19 protein-coding genes and 1 riboswitch are annotated in these 20,018 nt (G+C 33.7%); of the genes, 6 read left to right on the top strand and 13 right to left on the bottom strand.

What is annotated here, in order from left to right; all coding sequences use genetic code 11:
• Positions 1–34 precede the first annotated feature (34 nt).
• The 3 genes from MXE27_RS02490 (at position 35) to MXE27_RS02500 (ending at position 3,442) form a co-directional block, all read left to right on the top strand.
• A complete protein-coding gene (locus MXE27_RS02490) occupies positions 35–418 on the top strand; it encodes a desulfoferrodoxin (protein ID WP_248610825.1) in 384 nt (127 codons plus the stop codon).
• Between the two features lie 252 nt (positions 419–670).
• Entirely contained in the window at positions 671–1,162 is a 492-nt protein-coding gene (locus tag MXE27_RS02495; protein WP_248610826.1) for a hypothetical protein, read from the top strand.
• Positions 1,163–1,261: 99 nt separating this feature from the next.
• Complete coding sequence (locus MXE27_RS02500) at positions 1,262–3,442, top strand: DHH family phosphoesterase (protein ID WP_248610827.1); 2,181 nt, start codon at positions 1,262–1,264, stop codon at positions 3,440–3,442.
• Positions 3,443–3,515: 73 nt separating this feature from the next.
• Here the strand turns inward: MXE27_RS02500 and MXE27_RS02505 are convergent, their stop codons facing one another.
• The 5 genes from MXE27_RS02505 to MXE27_RS02525 all read right to left on the bottom strand — a co-directional run bounded on the left by MXE27_RS02505 (position 3,516) and on the right by MXE27_RS02525 (position 10,508).
• Positions 3,516–4,709: a cation:proton antiporter gene (locus MXE27_RS02505; RefSeq protein ID WP_248610828.1), complete on the bottom strand. Its 1,194-nt coding sequence runs from the start codon at positions 4,707–4,709 to the stop codon at positions 3,516–3,518.
• A 198-nt stretch (positions 4,710–4,907) separates the two neighbouring features.
• Positions 4,908–4,973: riboswitch (Fluoride riboswitch) on the bottom strand.
• Positions 4,974–5,057: 84 nt separating this feature from the next.
• Positions 5,058–5,708, bottom strand: a complete 651-nt coding sequence (locus MXE27_RS02510) for an endonuclease III domain-containing protein (RefSeq protein ID WP_248610829.1) — start codon at positions 5,706–5,708, stop codon at positions 5,058–5,060.
• 60 nt (positions 5,709–5,768) lie between these two features.
• Positions 5,769–6,227, bottom strand: a complete 459-nt coding sequence (locus MXE27_RS02515; RefSeq protein WP_248610830.1) for a GTP-binding protein — start codon at positions 6,225–6,227, stop codon at positions 5,769–5,771.
• Between the two features lie 285 nt (positions 6,228–6,512).
• Positions 6,513–7,784 (bottom strand): 3-phosphoshikimate 1-carboxyvinyltransferase, encoded by a 1,272-nt coding sequence (aroA, locus tag MXE27_RS02520; RefSeq protein WP_248610831.1) that lies wholly within the window; start codon positions 7,782–7,784, stop codon positions 6,513–6,515.
• Between the two features lie 66 nt (positions 7,785–7,850).
• Entirely contained in the window at positions 7,851–10,508 is a 2,658-nt protein-coding gene (locus MXE27_RS02525) for a valine--tRNA ligase (RefSeq protein ID WP_248610832.1), read from the bottom strand.
• A gap of 336 nt (positions 10,509–10,844) precedes the next feature.
• On the opposite strand from MXE27_RS02525, the gene MXE27_RS02530 reads away from it, so the two are divergent.
• Positions 10,845–11,204 carry a hypothetical protein gene (locus tag MXE27_RS02530; RefSeq protein ID WP_248610833.1) on the top strand — a complete coding sequence of 120 codons (360 nt, stop codon included), beginning with the start codon at positions 10,845–10,847 and terminating at the stop codon, positions 11,202–11,204.
• A gap of 157 nt (positions 11,205–11,361) precedes the next feature.
• Complete coding sequence (pheT, locus tag MXE27_RS02535; RefSeq protein ID WP_248610834.1) at positions 11,362–13,011, top strand: phenylalanine--tRNA ligase subunit beta; 1,650 nt, start codon at positions 11,362–11,364, stop codon at positions 13,009–13,011.
• A gap of 53 nt (positions 13,012–13,064) precedes the next feature.
• On the opposite strand, the gene MXE27_RS02540 is transcribed toward pheT, so the two are convergent.
• Together MXE27_RS02540 and MXE27_RS02545 are read right to left on the bottom strand one after the other, a co-directional pair.
• A complete protein-coding gene (locus MXE27_RS02540) occupies positions 13,065–13,529 on the bottom strand; it encodes a cache domain-containing protein (RefSeq protein WP_248610835.1) in 465 nt (154 codons plus the stop codon).
• A 25-nt stretch (positions 13,530–13,554) separates the two neighbouring features.
• Positions 13,555–13,965 carry a secondary thiamine-phosphate synthase enzyme YjbQ gene (locus tag MXE27_RS02545; RefSeq protein ID WP_248610836.1) on the bottom strand — a complete coding sequence of 137 codons (411 nt, stop codon included), beginning with the start codon at positions 13,963–13,965 and terminating at the stop codon, positions 13,555–13,557.
• Between the two features lie 118 nt (positions 13,966–14,083).
• Between MXE27_RS02545 and MXE27_RS02550 the strand changes: the two genes are divergently transcribed.
• Positions 14,084–14,797: a head GIN domain-containing protein gene (locus MXE27_RS02550; protein WP_248610837.1), complete on the top strand. Its 714-nt coding sequence runs from the start codon at positions 14,084–14,086 to the stop codon at positions 14,795–14,797.
• A gap of 92 nt (positions 14,798–14,889) precedes the next feature.
• Here the strand turns inward: MXE27_RS02550 and mch are convergent, their stop codons facing one another.
• The 6 genes from mch to mcrD all read right to left on the bottom strand — a co-directional run bounded on the left by mch (position 14,890) and on the right by mcrD (position 20,012).
• Positions 14,890–15,852, bottom strand: coding sequence for a methenyltetrahydromethanopterin cyclohydrolase (gene mch, locus MXE27_RS02555; protein WP_248610838.1), 963 nt, complete (start codon positions 15,850–15,852; stop codon positions 14,890–14,892).
• Between the two features lie 11 nt (positions 15,853–15,863).
• Positions 15,864–16,544 (bottom strand): thymidylate synthase, encoded by a 681-nt coding sequence (locus tag MXE27_RS02560; protein WP_248610839.1) that lies wholly within the window; start codon positions 16,542–16,544, stop codon positions 15,864–15,866.
• Positions 16,545–16,573: 29 nt separating this feature from the next.
• Entirely contained in the window at positions 16,574–17,545 is a 972-nt protein-coding gene (locus MXE27_RS02565) for a methionine synthase (protein ID WP_248610840.1), read from the bottom strand.
• 149 nt (positions 17,546–17,694) lie between these two features.
• Complete coding sequence (locus tag MXE27_RS02570) at positions 17,695–18,588, bottom strand: SAM-dependent methyltransferase (protein ID WP_248610841.1); 894 nt, start codon at positions 18,586–18,588, stop codon at positions 17,695–17,697.
• A gap of 132 nt (positions 18,589–18,720) precedes the next feature.
• Positions 18,721–19,476 (bottom strand): TetR/AcrR family transcriptional regulator, encoded by a 756-nt coding sequence (locus tag MXE27_RS02575; protein WP_248610842.1) that lies wholly within the window; start codon positions 19,474–19,476, stop codon positions 18,721–18,723.
• 104 nt (positions 19,477–19,580) lie between these two features.
• Complete coding sequence (mcrD, locus tag MXE27_RS02580) at positions 19,581–20,012, bottom strand: methyl-coenzyme M reductase operon protein D (protein ID WP_248610843.1); 432 nt, start codon at positions 20,010–20,012, stop codon at positions 19,581–19,583.
• Between the last annotated feature and the right edge of the window lie 6 nt (positions 20,013–20,018).

Consider the following 20,018-nt stretch of genomic DNA (forward strand, 5'->3'; position numbering starts at 1 on the left):
TTTAATTTTTTTAAGGCAAAATGGAGAAAGGAATATGACCAAACTCAACCAGATTTATCGGTGCAATATCTGTGGAAATATAGTGGAAATCATTAATGTGGGAGTAGGAGAGTTGGTTTGCTGTAATCAGCCTATGGAACTATTAGTTGAAAGGCAGACAGATGTTGGTCCTGAAAAACATATACCTCTTATTGAAAAAACTGATAAAGGAATTATAGTAAAAGTAGGAGATGTTCCACACCCCATGGAAGAAGAACATTACATTCATTTAATAGAGGTTTTAATAGATGGAAAAGTTTACCGACAATTTTTAAACCCCGGTGATGTTCCAGAAGCCGAGTTTGAAATAGATAGCAGCACAATATCTAATTTAAAAGCTAGAGAATACTGTAATATCCACGGATTGTGGCATTCTTAATTAAATCTTTTTTTTAATTTAGAAAATTTATCTTTTTTGCCAATTCAAATTATAATAATTTCAAATCATTGTTTATCTTTTATTAACATGGAATTAAAATATCCAATATTTATTAATTAAAAGAGTAAATATTTAAAATGGTTAGAGATTCAAAACTAATTATTAAATTTTTAAATTAATTAAGAATTAATTTAACTTATTAAGAATATTAAATTTAAAATTAATCACTTACAGCACATAAGAAGTGGAATTATGAAAACTAAGTTCGCAGTTCTAACAACACTACTACTAATTACATTTGTCTGTGGTTGTACTCAATCTGATGTGAGCAATATTGAAAAATTAACTCCTCAAATTAATGATCATCTTACAGAAGGAGATAAATATTTCAATCAATCCGCGAGAGCGCTTAATGATTTTAAAATGAATTCCACTATTGAAAAATGTGATAGAGCATCTTCAGAATATAATTCAGCACGATCACTGACATCTGAAGCATTATCATATGCGCAAAGTTCTAAAGAAAATGTTTATATTCAGTATTTGCAGTTAGTGATTTCAGAAATAGACGCTAAATTAAATGGCACATCTGAACTAAGAACAGCAGCCCAATTATTTAATGATGGTGAAAATGAAACCGCTAATGAAAAAGTAAGTAATGCAAATCAAATAATGTTGGATGCAAAAAACTTTGAAACCCAACGACAAACATTAGTAAAACAGAACCCAGATAAATTTAAATAAATGTATTATTTTTACTTAATTATTGGTTATATCCGCAATTATACAATATAATCGATTATCAAGGAAATTAAAAGATATTTTACAATAACGAGGAATAAAATGAATAAAGCATGCATAAAATGTAAAGGAAAAGGTTACAAGATTCAAAGTTATAAAGAATGTGATTCTTGTCACGGTTCTGGCTATCAATCGACAGCCGATGTAAAAACCCATTTCAAGGGAGTTTCTAATAATGCCCGGCAAAGATTTGACCTTGAAGAAGATCACGATGTACCCTGTGAGATTTGTAAAGGTAAAGGAGAAGTTGAAGTAAGAGATACTTGTTCTGTTTGTGATGGTAAAGGAGAGATAAATGTTTGTAAAGAATGTGGTACCATGATCCCAGGGAACGCCGATTACTGTGAAAAATGTCAAAATAAAAAGGAAATTGTATATATATTACATCCTGCCTGTGAAATGGATGATTTAGAAGTGGGTTCCACATATAAAGGTAGAATCACCCGTGTTGAAAAATATGGTGTTTTTGTAAGTTTAAATAGTCAGGTTTGGGGATTAATGCGTACTGGATCTCCAGATCATAATGTTGGAGACGACATATTTGTTAGAGTAACTGAAATAAAACCACAACGTGGTGAAGTTGATTTGGGTCCTGCTAATATAAAAGGAGCATACGATCTGATTAAACTGAAAAAGAATCTGGCCCGTACTAAAATTGGGGATATAACCAATAAAACTATTGGAAATACTGTGCGAATCGTAGGAGAAGTTATTCAAATACAGCAAACTTCTGGTCCAACTATATTTACAATCTCAGATGAAACCAGCACTACCTGGGCAGCAGCATTTGATGAACCAGGTGTAAGAGTATATCCGGATATTCAAGTGGGTCACATTGTAGAAGTAATGGGTGAAGTGAACCAGCATAGTGGTAAAATACAGATTGAATCTGAATCTGTTGAAAGACTTATTGGAAATGAAGCCACTGAAGCTCGAAAATTAATTGATGATGCTATAAATGAAAGAGCCGAACCAGAGAATACGGATTTACTGATTGAAAGTGAAACCCTTAAAAAATTAAGACCAAAAATGAAAGAAGCCGCTCATGCTATTAGACGAGCTGTTTTTGATGGCCGATCAATTTTGGTAAGGCACCACGCAGATGCAGATGGTATTTGTGCGGGAGTTGCTATGGAAAAAGCAGTTATCCCCCTGTTAAAAGAGCTTAATCATAATACTGATGCAGAATGGCATTATTTTAAAAGAGCCCCAAGTAAAGCTCCGTTTTATGAATTAGAAGATGTGGTAAAAGATTTATCTTTCGCTCTCGAGGATTTAGAAAGACATGGACAAAAACTACCATTAATTGTCCTTTTAGATAATGGATCTACTGAAGAAGATATTCTGGCATTGATGAAAGCTAAAATCTATGATATTGAAATAGTGGTTATTGACCACCACTTCCCTGGAGAAGTCATTGACGGTGAGGTAAAAGTAGATGAATACGTTGATGTTCATGTTAACCCGTATTTAGTGGGAGGAGACTCCCAAATTACTGCAGGAGCATTATCTGTTGAAGTTGCTAAAATGGTAAACCCTGAAGTAAAAGATAAAGTTATTCATTTCCCAGGAATTGCAGCCGTTGGTGATCATGCCCGTTCACATGAAGTGGAACAATATATTGAACTGGCAAAGACCAAAGGGTATGGAAGAGATGATCTGGATAAAGTTGCAGCATGTATTGACTTTGAAGCTTTTTTCCTCAGATTCATGAATGGTAGAGGTATAATTGACACCATATTAGGTTTAGGTAGTCGTGATAAGCATACCAAGCTGATTGATGCTCTCTATAAAGAACTACAAAAAAGAGTTGATACACAACTTAGGGCTGCACTGCCCAATCTAAAATCACAGGATTTAGCAAATGGTGTTCTCTTTAATGTACTGGATGTGGAAAAATATGCTCACAAATTCACCTTCCCTGCTCCTGGAAAAACATGTGGGTATGTACATGATGCCATGGTACAAAAACATGGCGAAGATCGTCCCATTATAACCTTATCTTATGGGCCTGATTTTGGAGTTATTAGGGCTACAGATGCCGTTAATGAGATGTTTGGATTTAATTTAAATGAAATTGTATGGAAGTTGGCAAATGCTATTCCTGAAGCAGGAATAGATGGTGGAGGCCACGAATGTGCAGGTTCTTTAAAATTTATTGAAGGATTATCCAAAGAAGTTTTAGAAGCCTTTGCTCAAGAAGTAGCTGATTTAAAAGAGTAAATATTTTACTCTTCTAAACTTAATTTTCTATTTTTAAAATATTTATTTAAATTCTACATTTTTTGCAGATTTTCTATTCTTCAACTTTTAAAGCTTTTTCACCATATAAACTAACTGCAAATGACCCCAGAGGTGCTGTAAACAGTATGGCAATTACAGCTATAGCTAAAATCAGCTGCCCTGATGCAACCCCTACAGAAAGTGGAATGGCACCAATAGCTGCTTGTACTGTGGCCTTTGGAATATAGGCCATTATACAAAATAATTTTTCCTGATTATTTAGATTGGTACCCATCAATGAAACATAAACTCCTACACTACGGGCCATCAAGCCAATGCAAATAATGGTTAACCCCACCACCACAAATGAAGCTGCTAAATAAATATTAACCTGAGCTCCTACTAATACAAAGAGCAATATTTCAGCGAATATCCAGATTTTACTGAATTTTTCAGAGAGTTGATTACCTACTTTAGGCATTTTTTCAAGAATAATAAAACCAATTACCATTACACCCACTAAAGCAGCCACAGGAATATAACTATTTAAATAGTCACCTATGTTCTTTAATAAAATGGCAGAGGCTAAAACAATTAATGTCTTCTCACTTGCACGTATTTCAAAGCGTTTGAATAAATAGATTAATACAAATGCCAGGACCAACCCCATTGCAATTCCCAAAGCTATAGAAACAGGAATTCCCAGGATTTCCTTAAAATAATTTATTTGCTGACCACCATAAAGCCCTAAAAATATAGAGAATATGGTAATAGAAACCACATCATCTACAGAAGCGCCAGTTAAAATTATAAGAGGAATTCCCTTAGCGGCACCCATTCTCCGTTGGATAAATGAGAGCATTTGAGGCACAATAACTGCGGGTGAAACTGCAGCAATAATAAAGCCCAGCATACCTGCTTCAATAATAGGTAGGCCCAGAAGATAATGGGCCGCTACCATTACAGTTAGTCCTTCCATAACATCTGGAATGAAGCTCATTTTAATGGCAGATGTTCCCACTTTTTTCAAACTCTCCATGTGTATACCAAATCCTGCCCTTAAAAGAATTATGATTAACGCAATTACTCTTAAATCGCCAGATATCCCCAATATTGCTTTATCAATAAGATTTAAACAATAAGGGCCTAAAATTATCCCTAAAATCAACATCCCCAATAAACCAGGTAGTTTAATCCGAGTAAATAGTTTATTGAATAACAAACCGAATAATATGATTATTGCTATAGAAAATGCCACATATTCCATTTAAATCACCCCAATAGTGATTATTTTTAAAAATAAATAATTACAAAAGATTTCTGAAAACAATTTAAAAATAGTGAATTGTAGTTTTTTCAAAATAATTGTTATAATAACTATAAAATGTGTAATAAAATTATATGTAAAGTTAAAAATAGAATTTACAAATAGGGTTTCTCCATTTAACATGATTATTCCTCTTTTTTAATCACAGGAGTCATCAGCTTAATTAATAAGCGGTTAAAGGTGAACCCCATCACCAGATTAATATTGAACCATTTTAATATAAATACTTTAAGAAATGCATGTTAACCTATAGATATCCATTACAATATAAAAATCATAATCTAAAATTTATTTTCTATTAAAATCAATTTTTTGATCCAGAATATCCTGATAATAGCCACATAAATCCGCAATAGGGCATTGCTCGTGTTTAGGGCTTATTGGACGGCATATGTCCTGACCAAATTGAACCATGAGGTCATTTAACTCTATCCAATATTCCATGGGAACCATTTCTTCTAAGGCAAATTCAGTTTCATCGGGAGTTTTAGTTTTTACCAGACCTATTCGATTAGATATGCGGTGTACGTGAGTATCTACCGGGATTGCTGGTTTTTGGAAAGCATACACTAAAACACAATTAGCAGTTTTTCGGCCTACACCTGGTAATTTAAGAAGTTCTTCCATTGTATCTGGAACAATACCACCAAAATCTTCTAATAATATTTGAGAGACTTCTTTAATTCTTTTTGATTTAACACGATAAAATCCTGCTTTCTTGACTAATTTTTGTAATTTCTCTTCAGGGGCAGCGGCCACATCATCAATTTCAGGATAAACTGCAAATAATTCTTCTGACGCCTGATCGGTGTTTTCATCCCTGGTTCTTTGAGATAAAATCGTGCGAATTAAAACACGATAAGGATCTCCATCTTCAAAAAGTCGAAGTTTATAGAGTCCCCTTAATTTCTCCATTATAATTGCAATTCGCTCTGGCATTTTATCCTCTTTTGATTGATAAAATAATCTAACATGAAAAAAGAAAATGCAAAATTAGAATTAAATTTGGTTCAAGAGTATTTCTAGACCCTGTCTTAAACCATCACCCTCAGTAGCTATAGTAGGTACAATTTCAGCAGCAGTGCTTATTTCAAGTTCATGGCTGGCTAAATCTTGTTTATTTGCAAAAATAATATATGGGATATTTTTTGATTCCAATTTAGACATTATGCTACTATCAATCTCAGTAACCCCTTGAGTATTGTCTACAACCACAATAGCACCATTCAATCCATTTGACAATATTTCTCTCATAAAATGAAACCTTTCCTGTCCCGGAGTGGCAAAAAGATGTATCTTTTCCCCATCCACAAAGGTATTTCCGTAATCCATCGAAACCGTGGTTCCATTATACTCTACTTTAGTTTTCTTTTCACAAAGGTTATCCAAAGTAGTAGTTTTCCCAGAGTCAAATGCTCCAAAAATGACGATTTTAGTTTCTTTCTTTTTACCGTTCATATTCCCATCCTTCTGGTTTTATGAGGAATAAAATTTAATAGCTCTTAATTAATTATAAAATTGATTTAAGACATAATAAAATTTATGATCAGATTTAGGTATTTTGATTAAACTAAATAAGATCATTCCATCTTATCAATATGCTCCAATCCACTTTTTATCTTTATTATGTTACTGTAAGCACATGTTATTAGTTTTTTGTGGTATTTTTTGTTACATTGAGAACATCAAAAGTTTTCCAATGCCTTGATTACAAGATTCGTTTGTTTTAAAAAGAAAGATTATTCATCTCAAAGTCATTGTACATCCCAGTTTATTCATCACTTCAGGGAAGTTAGGGAATGAAACACCATAAACTTCAGCATTTTGAATTTTAATACCTACCTTAAGCCCAATTAGGCTTAAAGCCATTGCCAATCTATGATCTCCATGAGATTGAACAATACCTGATTTCACTCCACCATTTATAACCATTCCATCCGGTTTCTCGTTTACATCGACACCCAATTTAGTTAATTCCTTAGCACACGTACTAATACGGTCAGTTTCCTTAAAACGAGCGTGTTTCACCCCACTAATCTCAGTAGTTCCTTCAGCAAGCGCCCCTAATACAGACATAGTGGGCAATAAATCAGGAGCATTGTGTAAATCAATATCTATCCCTTGTAATTCACCATTACCCTCAACAGTAACTTCATCATATTTAGCATTAATTTCAGCACCCATGCAAGATAATATATCAAGAATTAATTTATCACCTTGTTTAGAATCTTTAAAAAGATTTTTTATGGTAATTTCACTGCCTAAAATAGCGGCAGCTCCTGCCAAATATGATGCGGATGAATAATCCCCTTCAATAGTATAGTCCGTTGATTTATAATTCTGAGGATTGACCTTGAAAATTTTAGAAACTGAATCATAGCCAACCCGAACCCCAAATTTTGCCATGACATCCCGAGTCATATCAACATAGGGTTGTGATATGAATTCACCAGTGACTTCTAACTCAACAGGATTTTCTGCTAGAACCCCTGCAATGAGTATTGATGAAATGAATTGTGAACTAACATTACCTGGAATTGAAGTTTTACCTCCTTTAAACCCACCTTTAACAATTATGGGTGGTTTGCCATCCCCTCGACTAGAAACCGCTTCTACACCCAGAGTTTTTAGAGCATCCAAAAGGTGTTGCATGGGTCTGGTCTTAAGAGAACTGTCTCCAGTGAATATACTGTAATTAGATGCCAATCCTGCAATAGAGGTCATGATTCTAAGGGTTGTTCCAGAATTTTTCACATCAATTACATCGTGAGGAGTTTGCATTTCACCCGCTGTACCTTCCACCTCCCACTGTTCTTTAAAGTTATTAATTTCACTACCAAAAGCCCTACAAGATTCTAAAGAAGCTAAAGTATCCTCTGAATTTAAAGGGTCGTTTAATAAAGATTTTCCATCAGCCATCGAAGCAATAATGACAGCTCTATGAGTATAACTTTTAGAAGGAGGTGCTTTCACCACCCCTGATATTTGAGACGTTTTTTCCACTAGAAGTTCCATTGAATAACCCCCATACTCAATTTTAATATAAAAATTTATTTTAAAATGTTAAACAAAGAGATAATTTTATAAAATTATCTCAAGTACCAAATCCAGTTTTTCAGGATGTAAAACCTCTACTTTTTCCCCTGTTTTTCCCACTGCAACTTTTTTCATCGTCATGTAATCAGTAGTAATTTCATGCTGCTCAATCGTGATTTTACCCTCAATTTCCAACTCTTTTGCAATTTCGTGAGGTTCATTAGATTGTAGATAATCTAGAATCTTGGGTGCATCTCCTTTAAATTCAGGACCTATTTTATTCATAAGTGGAGTTATTTCCACTACTTTTTCTTGAATATCTGGTTTACCTAATTCCAAATCAATATCTAAAATCTTTAAGGTTCCTTTAACATCCTTTAAAAAGGGTTCAACTTGATTCAATAACTCAGAATCTGTAGTGTAAATATTTACTACTTTTAAAGCGGCATTAAGCGGCATTTTAGATGCGGACTTGAATCTTCTAAGTTCGCCAATTATTTCCACTGCAATTTCGCCCTGATTTTCAATTTTTAGATCAATTAAATCTTTTTGAACATCAGGCCATGCAATTTGATGAATACTTAAACCATCACTCATGTGCTGGTATACCTCATCAGTGAAGTGTGGAGTTATAGGTGATAGTAATTTTAGTGAAGTTTCAACCACAGTTTTTAAGGTGTACTGGGCTGCTTGTTTAGATTCTGGAGTGTCCTGATCACCATATAATCTGTATTTAACTGATTCGATATATTCATCGCAGAAGTCATGCCAGACAAAATTTTGAATACTGTTTACTGATTTAGCGAAGTTGTAATTTTCTATTGCGTCTGTTACATCTTGAACCAATTGATATAATTTTGATAAAATCCATTGATCCATTGGTTTCAAGTTATTTTTAACAGTTTCTTCATCGCCATCGAATTCAAATATGTGCATGCTGATGAATCGGAATGCATTCCAGAATTTTCTCAAAAATTTATAACTGTATTTGACGTCTTTCCAAGCAAATGGTACATCAGAGCCCGGAATACTATTTGAAGCCCATAAACGCAGGGCATCAGCCCCATAATCATCCAAAACTTCCTCAGGTGCAATGACATTGCCTCGGGATTTACTCATTTTATGGCCGTCTTCACCAAAAACCATACCATTTACCACAATTTGATAGAATGGTTCAAGTCCGGTTAATGCTTTACACCGTAGAGTAGTATAAAATGCCCAGGTCCGTATGATATCATGGCCCTGAGGTCTTAAATCAGAGGGGAAATAGTTTTCAAAACCTGGTTCGGGCCATCCAGCAATAGATAATGGTGAAATAGAACTATCCATCCATGTATCCAGGACATCTTCCTCTGCAATAAAATTATTTCCACCACACTCACAAGGAGAATCGGGTTTTATCTGAGTTGGGTCAATAGGAATCATTTCCTCATTGGCCAAATGAACTTTTCCACAGTCTTTACAGTACCAAACCGGTATAGGGGTGGCAAAAATTCTTTGTCGGGATATGCACCAGTCCCAGTCCATGGATCCTGTCCAGTTTAATAATCTGGTTTTCATATGTTCTGGAACCCACCTCATAACATCAGTGGCTTCTTTTACCTGATCTACTAATTCTTTAACTGCTACAAACCACTGCTTTTTTACCAATATTTCAATAGGGGTTTTACATCTCCAGCACTGACCGACATTTTGATCAACTTTTTCTTTTTTGACCAAAATTCCTTTACTTTCTAAATCTTCAATGGTTCTTTCTTTACATACAGATAATGGCAATCCCTCGTATGGACCTGCTGCTGCAGTCATAACACCCTTTTCATCAATGGCTTCGATGATATCTAAATCGTAACGGTTTACCCATGAAACATCTGTTTTATCCCCAAAAGTACAGATCATAACAGCACCAGTACCAAATTCAGGGTCAACTTCTTCATCAGTTATGATTTCAACTTTTTGCCCAAATATAGGGACTTCAACTTTCTTGCCATTGAGCTTAATATATCTCTCATCTTCTGGATGGACGACTACAGCTACACATGCAGAAAGCAGTTCTGGACGTGTAGTAGCAATCATTACCCCCTTCCCATCATCTGAGGGAAATTCCAGGTAATTGAGGTAAGTTTCATTTTCAGAGTATTCCACCTCAGCAAATGCTATGGCCGTTTCACATCTAGGGCACCAGTTTACTGGATGGATTCCCTGATAGATAAGGCCCTGTTCGTGCATTTTTAAAAACGAAAGCTGGGTTTTGTACATATACTCTGGAGTCATGGTGACAAATTCTCTATCCCAATCCTGACTGAATCCCATGGCCTGCATTTGAGACTTCATCATGGCAATGTTTTCCCTGGTGAGATCAACACACATTTTCCTGAATTTTTCCCGGGGCACGTCACTTTTTTTAATATTGTGAGTTTCTTCAACCTTGACTTCTGTAGGAAGACCATGACAGTCCCATCCTTGAGGGAATAGCACATCAAATCCTTTCATTCGTTTGAATCTGGCAATCATGTCAATATAGGCCCAATTTAAAACATGCCCCATGTGAATAGAACCAGTAGGATATGGGGGCGGGGTATCAATTATATATCGAGGTTTGGTTCCATCACCAATAAATCTGTGAAGTTGATTTTTCTGCCACTTTTTCTGCCATTCGCCTTCTTTTTTGTGATCGTAGTCTTTTGGAATGTTATTCTCTGTCATTTCCGCTTCTCTCCAGAAGTAATCTATTTAGGGAATAATTAACTTTTTTTCATTTATTTATAAATTTTAGCTTCATTACAAACTTAAAATATTTAATTTGAAGTATTAATTTATAAAATATAATTTAAATAGTAATTTATTTATACATCAATTAAAGTAATATATGGGTTTTATAATTAAGTAATTGATATATTTACTTATATTAAAATAGTATAAAATAACAGAAGTATTGGTAATTAAATTGTACAAAACAATCCAAGGATTAAAGAAATAATATATATAAAATCCTGAAAACTCAAAGCTTGTTTTAGATGAATATCCTCCCGGTGAATATAAATGGAATTAATGTGGTTTAAAATAGCCTTAGTCCTGGCAATAAGTGATGAAATTCATAGCAAGGTACTTTGGGGCGTATTTTTTGATTTTTACGTCTTATTGGCCGGCCTTATCCGTAAAACCGTGGCTTCCAATATTCAGCTGTGGTTAGTTCATGAAGGTATGGAAGCAGTATTCCACTTCTTTGTATTGTCCATAGTATTTCTTTCATGGGAGATAGGTTTATTGGCTGCCCTTATTCACATGGTAGTAGATATTTACCATGAAATTGCCGGAACTGAGCATGGCTGGTTGTATCACCGGGCGCTGCACTTCACTGTTGAATCCATATTCTTTATAATGGTATTTGCAGGTCTTTAATATTCACATTAACCCATATTTTTATTTATTTACATTCCTAATAATTAATTAAAAATAAAATATAAACAAATATAATAATTAAAATTGATTTAAAAAGCGTACCTTATTTGAATTTAAATGATTAATCTAATCAACATTTTACTAATGGAGAGATTTAATGCCAGTTATAACCTTTGAATATCAAGATTTGCAAGAATTAGGGATCGATATAAGCAAAGAAAAACTAATTGATATCCTCCCCATGATGGGAAGTGATATTGAAGATTTTGATGACGAAACCATTAAGGTAGAGTTTTTCCCTAACCGCCCAGATCAACTCTCTGTAGAAGGTGTTGCACGAAGCCTTAAAGGATTTCTGGGAATTGAAACCGGAATGCCCTACTATCCTAGTGAAAGTTCTAATATGGAAGTATTTGTCCATGAAGGATTAAAAGAAATAAGACCTTATATCAGCTTTGCAGTGATTGAAAATATTAAAATGGATGAAAAAAAGCTGAAACAAATAATGGAGTTTCAAGAAGATCTACATTGGGTTATTGGAAGAGATAGAAAAAAAGTAGCTATTGGGATCCATAACCTGGATGTTATTAATGGTCCTTTTTATTATAAAGCTATTGGAAAGGACGAAATCACATTTATCCCCCTTGATTCAATTAGTGAAATGACTCCTCTGGAAATACTTCAAGAACATGATAAAGGAGTAAAATACGCCCATTTACTGGAAATACATGATAAATATCCTTTAATTATGGATAAGGACGATAATGTTTTATCCATGCCCCCCATAATAAATGGGGAACTTACCAAACTTACGGAAGAAACACAAAATTTACTGGTGGATGTTACTGGAACTGATCAAAAAGCAGTCAATCAAGCACTTAATATCATTTGTGCCTCTTTTGGTGAAATTGGAGGTAAAATAAAAACATTAAAAGTTGTTTATCCCGATAAAACTGTGGTCACTCCGGATCTTACACCGAAAAAAAAAGAGGTTTCTGTTAAAAATTCAAATAAAATTAGTGGGCTTGATCTTAAAGCTGAAGATATAAAAAAACTAATAATGAAAGCACGTATGGACGCTGATATAATTTCTGATGATAAGCTAGAGGTAACTATACCTGCTTATCGGGTGGATATCCTCCATGAAGTAGATATAATTGAAAATATCGCCGTTGAATATTGTTTCAACAAAATTGAATCATATTTGCCAGATATAGCAAGTATTGCCCATACTAATAAATGGTACACCTCAGATAAGCTACTGCGAGAGGTTATGGTAGGCTTAGGTTTTCAGGAAATAATGAGTCTAATGCTTACCAATGAAGAAAATCATTATCACAATATGCTCCTTGACGAAGATGAACGAGTGGAAGTATCTCAGCCAATTTCCAAAGATCGAACCATGATTAGGAAAAGTCTCTTGAATGGACTCATGGAATTTTTAGAGGACAATACCCACGAAGATCTTCCTCAAAAAATATTTGAGGTGGGTGATGTGATGTATATTGATATTGCAGCAGAAACTCACACTAAAGTAGTTAAAAAAATGGCTGGAGCTATAATCCATTCCAATGCCAATTTCACTGAAATAAAATCAACTATGGCTACAGTGATGGGAAATTTAGGATATGAAATGAAATTAGAAGTGTTAGAACATCCCTCATTTATTAAGGGCAGATGCGCTAAGTTTTCAGATATATCTGATAATGGGAAAGTTGAAGGGTTTTTTGGAGAAATAAATCCAGAAGTTATCACTAACTTCAATTTAGAATACCCTACAGTGGCTTTTGAATTAGAATTTAGTTAATAAAGAAATAGATAAAGATTAAATATTCTATTTTTTAAATCTTCATCTTTTAGCTACACATAAAATCCAGCCCCAACTAGATAAGTCTGGTTTTGATATTCTGCACGTTTAATGTATGTTATTTTTTTAGAAGGTTCTGTTTGATTAGGTTTTGGCCAGTAATATTCTACCCAACCTTCCCCATTTTCTGCAGTTTGAATGAATAGTTTTCCAATGGCTTTTCCATTGCTATCCACCAGGTCCGTCATATTCTTTCCTTCACCAGTTACATCTGGAGGATAAACTACTCTGATACCATCTAAGCGCCATACAAAAACATAAAGATCCCCAGTAACCCAAGAATCACTTTTAAGTTCTGAAAAAGCAGTACTCCCTTTTTTCTCTATTAGTTGAACGGCATCATCCACCAATGTTTTAACTTCTTTCTTTTGCTTAGTTTCTATTTGTTGTTCAGTGAAAATTCCAACAAAAGCAACTAAAACCATTAAAATAATCAGCAATATTGTTGTTTTAGACATCGAAAATCACTCCGTAATAATGTTGTTATTGACCCATGAGTGTAATTTTAACCTTCCTATTTCTTGGTCCATCCAATTCTACAAAAAATATGCTTTGCCATGTGCCCAAATCCATTTGATTATTTTCAATGGGGATAGTCTGGCTTCCACCTAAAAAAACAGCTTTTAAGTGAGAATCGGCATTATTATCAATTGAATTGTGACCATAGACTTCAATTTCTGGTATTAACCTTTCCAAAGTATTTTCGATATCCCCCAGTAATCTCGGTTCATTTTCATTTATGATAATTCCTGAGGTGGAATGTCGAGTAAATACAGATATGATGCCTTCTTTGATTCCAGACGATTTTACTGCTCTCTCCAGTTGAGAACTAATATTTAATAACTGGAGTCTTTGAATGGTTTTGAGTTCAATTGAATCCTTTATAATCTTCATAAAATCACCCCCAAGCAAATTTAAAAATATACTGTATTTAATATTATGTTTAATTAAATAAATAAATAATATTTTAAATATGTTCTAAAATTTTCATTAGGAAGCGAGGCGTGATTCTATGAAAAACAGTATAATTTTAGTTTTAATAATTTGTATAGCGATAACTGTGTCAGGATGTATTGGAACAGGTGGAACCGGGTCGGGGAATGTAATCAACGAGACAAAAACCGTTAATGGTTTTGATCAGGTTTCTCTAAATGGTATCGGAACATTAATTATTACTCAGGGTTCTGAAGAATCATTAACTATCGAAGCAGAGGATAATATTATCCCCCATATTCAAACAAAGGTTGATGACAACAAACTGGAAATATACTATGACAACATCACTCCCAGCCCAACAAAATCAGTTCTTTTCCATATTACTTTACGAGATTTAGGTTCCGTGGAAATGTCAGGCGCAGGAAAATTAAATTCCACCAATATAAAAACTAAAGATCTAACTTTAAGAATTGAAGGTGCTGGTGAAGGCGAAATTACCAATTTAAATGCAGATAATATTAAAATAAATATAATAGGAGCCGGAAACCTTAAATTATCTGGAAACGTGGACAATCAAACCATAAACATTAATGGTGCAGGAGAATATAATGCCCCTGCTTTGACAAGCAAAATTACTTCCATCACTATCAATGGATTTGGTAAAGGAACTGTGAATGTGTCTACCATTTTAAATGCAGTGATTAATGGAGGGGGTAGTATAAATTACTTTGGAAATCCAAAAGTTAATCAGGAAATAAATGGTGCAGGGACTGTAAATAAGGCATTTTAGCCTTATTTAAATTTATTTTTAAAAATATTATAAACCAGAAAAAAATATTTATTTTGTTATTTAAAAATGAAAAAATAAGATTTATATTTAAATTATAAACCAAATGATTTCTTCAAGAGATCAACATTGACATATCCTGCACGGAATAGTTCTCCAGTCCGGAGATCATTGATAACAACTTCTGCAGGTGCAAACATACCTTTGTCGATTTTGTAGAAGTCATATTCTGCTTCTTTGAATATATCATAGAATGGTTTCCCATATCCTTCAGATGCAGATGAAGGCAATTTTTCAGCTAATTCTTTTAAATCGTCACCTTCTTCCGATTGAATGTAGTAGTAAGTCCTACCACCAAATAATACTGCATCATTGGTTTTACCCATTGCTTTAAGACCATCTGCGTCTACTGGGGCGATTGGGGCGATACCTGCTGCAGTTTTAACTTTATTAACATCAAAATGAAGTGCTTCTAGCATTTTGTAAGTTCCGTTTTCCACAACTCTTCCTGCAATTTGAATAGACCCAACAAGAGAAGATGTAGGGGCTACTAAAATATATACATTTTCAGAGGATATGCCACAGTCTTCAGCAATTTTATCAGTTACATCAGTACCGGGAATGGTATCTGCTTCTAATGTTAAAATACCTATATCTGCATCATCTTCATATCCTATTTCTTTATACGTTTCAGCAGGTTTTTTTGCCAACGCTCTAGCAGGGCCAGAACCTAATGCAAAGAAGTCACCTACACTTACAGACCATCCTGCTTTTTGAGCTCCTAGAGTTGAAATTGCAGGGAAATCAGTTTTAATTTTAACAGATGGTAGAGCGAAACTTTCAGATAAGTCACCAGGAATAGATATTCCTACTTCAGCCAGTCCACCCAGACATACTTTAGTGTATAACTCTCCGGCCTTTAGACTACCATTAACATTTACTCCGCAGTCCAGTACTGTTGCACCGTTGGTTTGTTTTTCTACTTTAATGTTGAGCGCGTCAGCTTTTGCTATCATTTCGTCTACTGTTTTTTTTGCTTCTAAATTGACACTTACCATCTTAATTCACCTCAATATTGTTTAGCTTCATTGAAATTAACCTCATATATATGAGCACTAATGGAATGAATAGTAATTGAACCTAAACTCAGTCCGACTTTTCCTGCCACATACTGAGCTAAATAGGTTAGGCCGACTGCATTAGGGAACCATGCCCCATATATGTCATGAGAACGCCATAGTGCAGTGGTATAAAGTTTATTATCCCTGATTTTAAAGTCTACTAAAATCATGCAGGGCACTTCATCTGTTTTAGTATCCACAGTAGGGTCCCATGTTACAGAAATAGCTCTTCTTGATTCAGTACAATTTTTTAAACGATCAATAGCTTCCTGTATCTGATCAATACCTTCAAAGTGAGCTCTCAAGCGATTACCATAGGTATAAACAAACCCTTGTTTATCATCACTGATAAACTGTTCAGAATATTTTTCAAGTTTTTCGCCACTCCAAAAATACCCTTCAGGCACGCGGATATCTTTTATGCCTGCTAATTTATCACCTATATTACTTAAATAAAAGTTGCAGGATTGTCCTTTTCCAAGGGGTTTTTCAATGCAAACCATAACATTTAGGATTTCTTTTGTAAGAGAACCCCTTTCGTCTTTTATTTCTGCGCCTTCTTTCATTATTTTTCTAACCAGGTCTTCCCAACCCTCGGCAATCTCTGAAACTTTGATTAATTCCGGCATATTGAACCCCAATAATTTACTTCTTTTATTTAATCTAAGACCTTTGAGGCCTCCACCATATTTTTGAGTTTTGAAAATGCAGCATCTCGTGGTAGCATTCGCATTCCACAATCTGGGTCAATTAACATATTTTCAACACCAATAATATCTGCACCTTTTTTAAGTAAAGTCAATATAGATCCGATAGTTTCAACTGACTCTTTTTTAGTGTCCAGACAACCAAAACCGATTTTCTTATTATTAAAACTACTTTGACTTTCAAGTAAGTCAATATTATGAGGGATTCCTGCAAATTCACAGTCCACTATATCAACATTGAATTTCAATATTTTAGAGAAAACCTGCTCAACATCCCCACATACATGTAAAGCTACAGGAATGGATAAATCTTTGGAAATAATTTCAACGGCCTTTTTGGCAGTTCCCATATTAACCAGACCTGTGGATATAAATGGCTCATCCAACTGAATCACGGATGCACCAGATGTTTCTAAAAATTGAGCTTCTTTTTTAAGTGCACTGGCCATGTCAAGCACGGCTTTATCCTTTTTAGAAGGATCATAAAATCCTTCAATACGTGAAGAGTAGACCATAGTGGTTGGACCCGTAATTATTCCTTTTACACCTTTTTTATTTATTAAGTCATTATTTAAATTAGGATCAATATTTAATTGATTTAAAGTATTTTTAAGGATTTTTAAAGCAAATTTGAGATCATCAGATCCGATAGATTGAACTGGGGGATTTATTTTACCCTTAATTTTACAAGTACCCTCTTCAACTATCATTCCAGGGATATGCCTTGCAAAAATTTCTACCATATCACCTCTTACTTGACCATCAGATACCAAATCAATACCTGCTTTAAGTTGATCAGACACTGCAAGAGATATAGATGGTTTATATTGATCATAGCTCCCTATGAACTTTAATAATTTATCACCGAAAGATTTAGGTGCTTGAGGATGTGCAGGGTAACTTCCCACGACTGTTGTTAGCATAATTGGCCTCGATATTACATAATGATTTTAAATTTTTGTATAATATATCAAATATGAGTTAGAAGATATATAAAAAAAGTGCGATTTATATTTAGATAAAAATATTGGTTTAATTGTACATTAAAAAGAAAATAAGAAAATTCTATTATTCAAATTACTGCATGTGCCAATGATAAAAGACTGCAAACATCTCTGTTTTGATTTTTATCATTGAAATATTCATTTTTATAATCTTCACTACTTATATTTCGGACTTGAGAAAAACCTCTATTTTTAAGAAATTCTTCAATGCGTCCTTCAGCTATCCCAAATTGGAGCGGTTCTCCCATCTGAAATAGATAATTTCGAATATTATTTCCTATTTCCATGTTACATGTCCCATCAATTACAGATTCAGGATAATAATCAAAAATAAGTGAACTATCATTATATGAATTTTTAACAATGAAAGATAGAGTTTTTTCTACTGCATCTTCTGGAATGTACATTATAAGACCTTCCATAATAAATAGTGTCTTTTTAAAAGGATCATAATCTTCTTTTAATAATCTTTCGCCCAATTCTTCACTCTCAAAATCAACAGGAACATAAGTTACATTTTTAGGAGTTGAACCAAATATTTCTTTAATTTTTTTGATTTTAAAGCTTTGAGTATTGGGATGATCCACTTCAAATACATTAATTTTCTCTTTTAATCCATCAATACGATACGCTCTAGTATCGTATCCGGCTCCTAAAATTACCAACTGTTCCAGACCATCTTTAATTGATTTTTCAACAAAATCATCAAAGTATCTAACTCTTGCAATAATGGAACTACTCAATCCTGGTAGAAATTGTTCCATTTGTTCTACTTTCAACTTGGCCTCTTCAGGGTGTTCTTTACCAAATTTAATAATTTCAGGGCTAATAAAATGAATTGCATATGGGTCATAACAGATTCTTTCATTTTCACTCTTGGAAGACTCTGCAAACCTTTGCATTGCTATTCCTTCTGCCATTTTACTAGGAGACTCTCGATTTACTATTATTTCATTTTCCATGTATTCACCTCGAAAAATTATACTGACACTATGTCATTTAATGACATTATGTCATTAAATATTTATAGTTTTCCAGAGTAGAAAATCATTACAAAAATAAAGACATCTGTTGAAAAAAAGAAAAAATAGTATTTATTTCTTTCTATTACTTACCATATATCCAATAAACTGTCCTACATCCATTAAAAATTGTTCATGCCCTATTTGCTGCTTTTCTAGTAAAAGTTTAAGATCCGGAGGTAAATTATCAATACTATTAGCAATTAATGTAAGTAAAACTGTAGCTTCAGCAGAGTTTACGTCAGAACGAACAGTCCCCTCAGATTTACCCTGTTCGAGAGCATTACATAAAATATTAAGCAATTCACTACGTAAAATAACAATTTTATCCAAATATTCTCCTGCCGAAAATTTTGGAATAGGGAAATTAGGGCCCAAATTGCCTTCTAAAAGTTTTTTATATTCTTCGTAATACTTACTTTGAGCTATGGATTCAATTTTGTATTCAGTTTGATTAATACTATCCAGATCAAATCTTCCAGAAAATAAATAATTATAATATTTAAGATAATCAGGATATTCTTGAGCAAAATCATAATAAGCTTTTCTAAATGAATCAAGTTTTTCAAAAGCAGTACCTGCATTTTTAACTTCATCATGAACCATTTTATGTAAGATCAATGCCCCTCGAAGAACAATAGCAAAAAGAAGTTCTTCTTTATTTTCAAAATACAAATAAAGTGTAGATCTGCCCAAATGCAGTTCTTTAGCAATATCATTTAAAGAAACAGTTTCATAACCTTTGGTGAAAAAGAGTTTTTCAGCAGCAGCAATAATTGATTGTCTTCTCTGATTTTTTTCTCTTTTCTTTCTATCTGAAATTGCCATTATTCCACCATGCATTGCTAATTAATGAAAAATCACTACAATATAACAATTAGCAATTTTAATATAAAAATTTAGTTAAAAAAATAAAGATAAGAAAATCTGAGTTATTTCTTGATAATCGTTGCTCTTTCACTTAATTGAGCGTTTTGATCAGTTAAACCTACCATTTCATCAGGTAGTGAGTCCAAATCATCACCATATTTAATTTTATCAGTTACTGTCTTTTCATGACGAATGAATTTTCCAACATAAACATGAAAACCAAAAGGGAGATGAGGTTCACATACTGCTTTGATCTTATCAATAACCGATTCATCCTCAATTTCCATGAGAATTCGACCTGTTTTAACTTGTAAATCAATTTCTTGACCTTTTACAGTAATTGTTCTACGATCTGGATGTCCCATTTCTGCAGGTGGAAGTCTTTGGCCTTGCAAAACTGTTCTTTTAATCCCTTCAATTTTATCTAAATCTCTTAAAATTTTCTCAGTTGTATCTGCACCTAAAATCCTATTTGGAAATACTTCAATATCCATTTTATC

It is taken from the genome of Methanobacterium alcaliphilum (assembly GCF_023227715.1).
GTDB lineage: Archaea > Methanobacteriota > Methanobacteria > Methanobacteriales > Methanobacteriaceae > Methanobacterium_E > Methanobacterium_E alcaliphilum.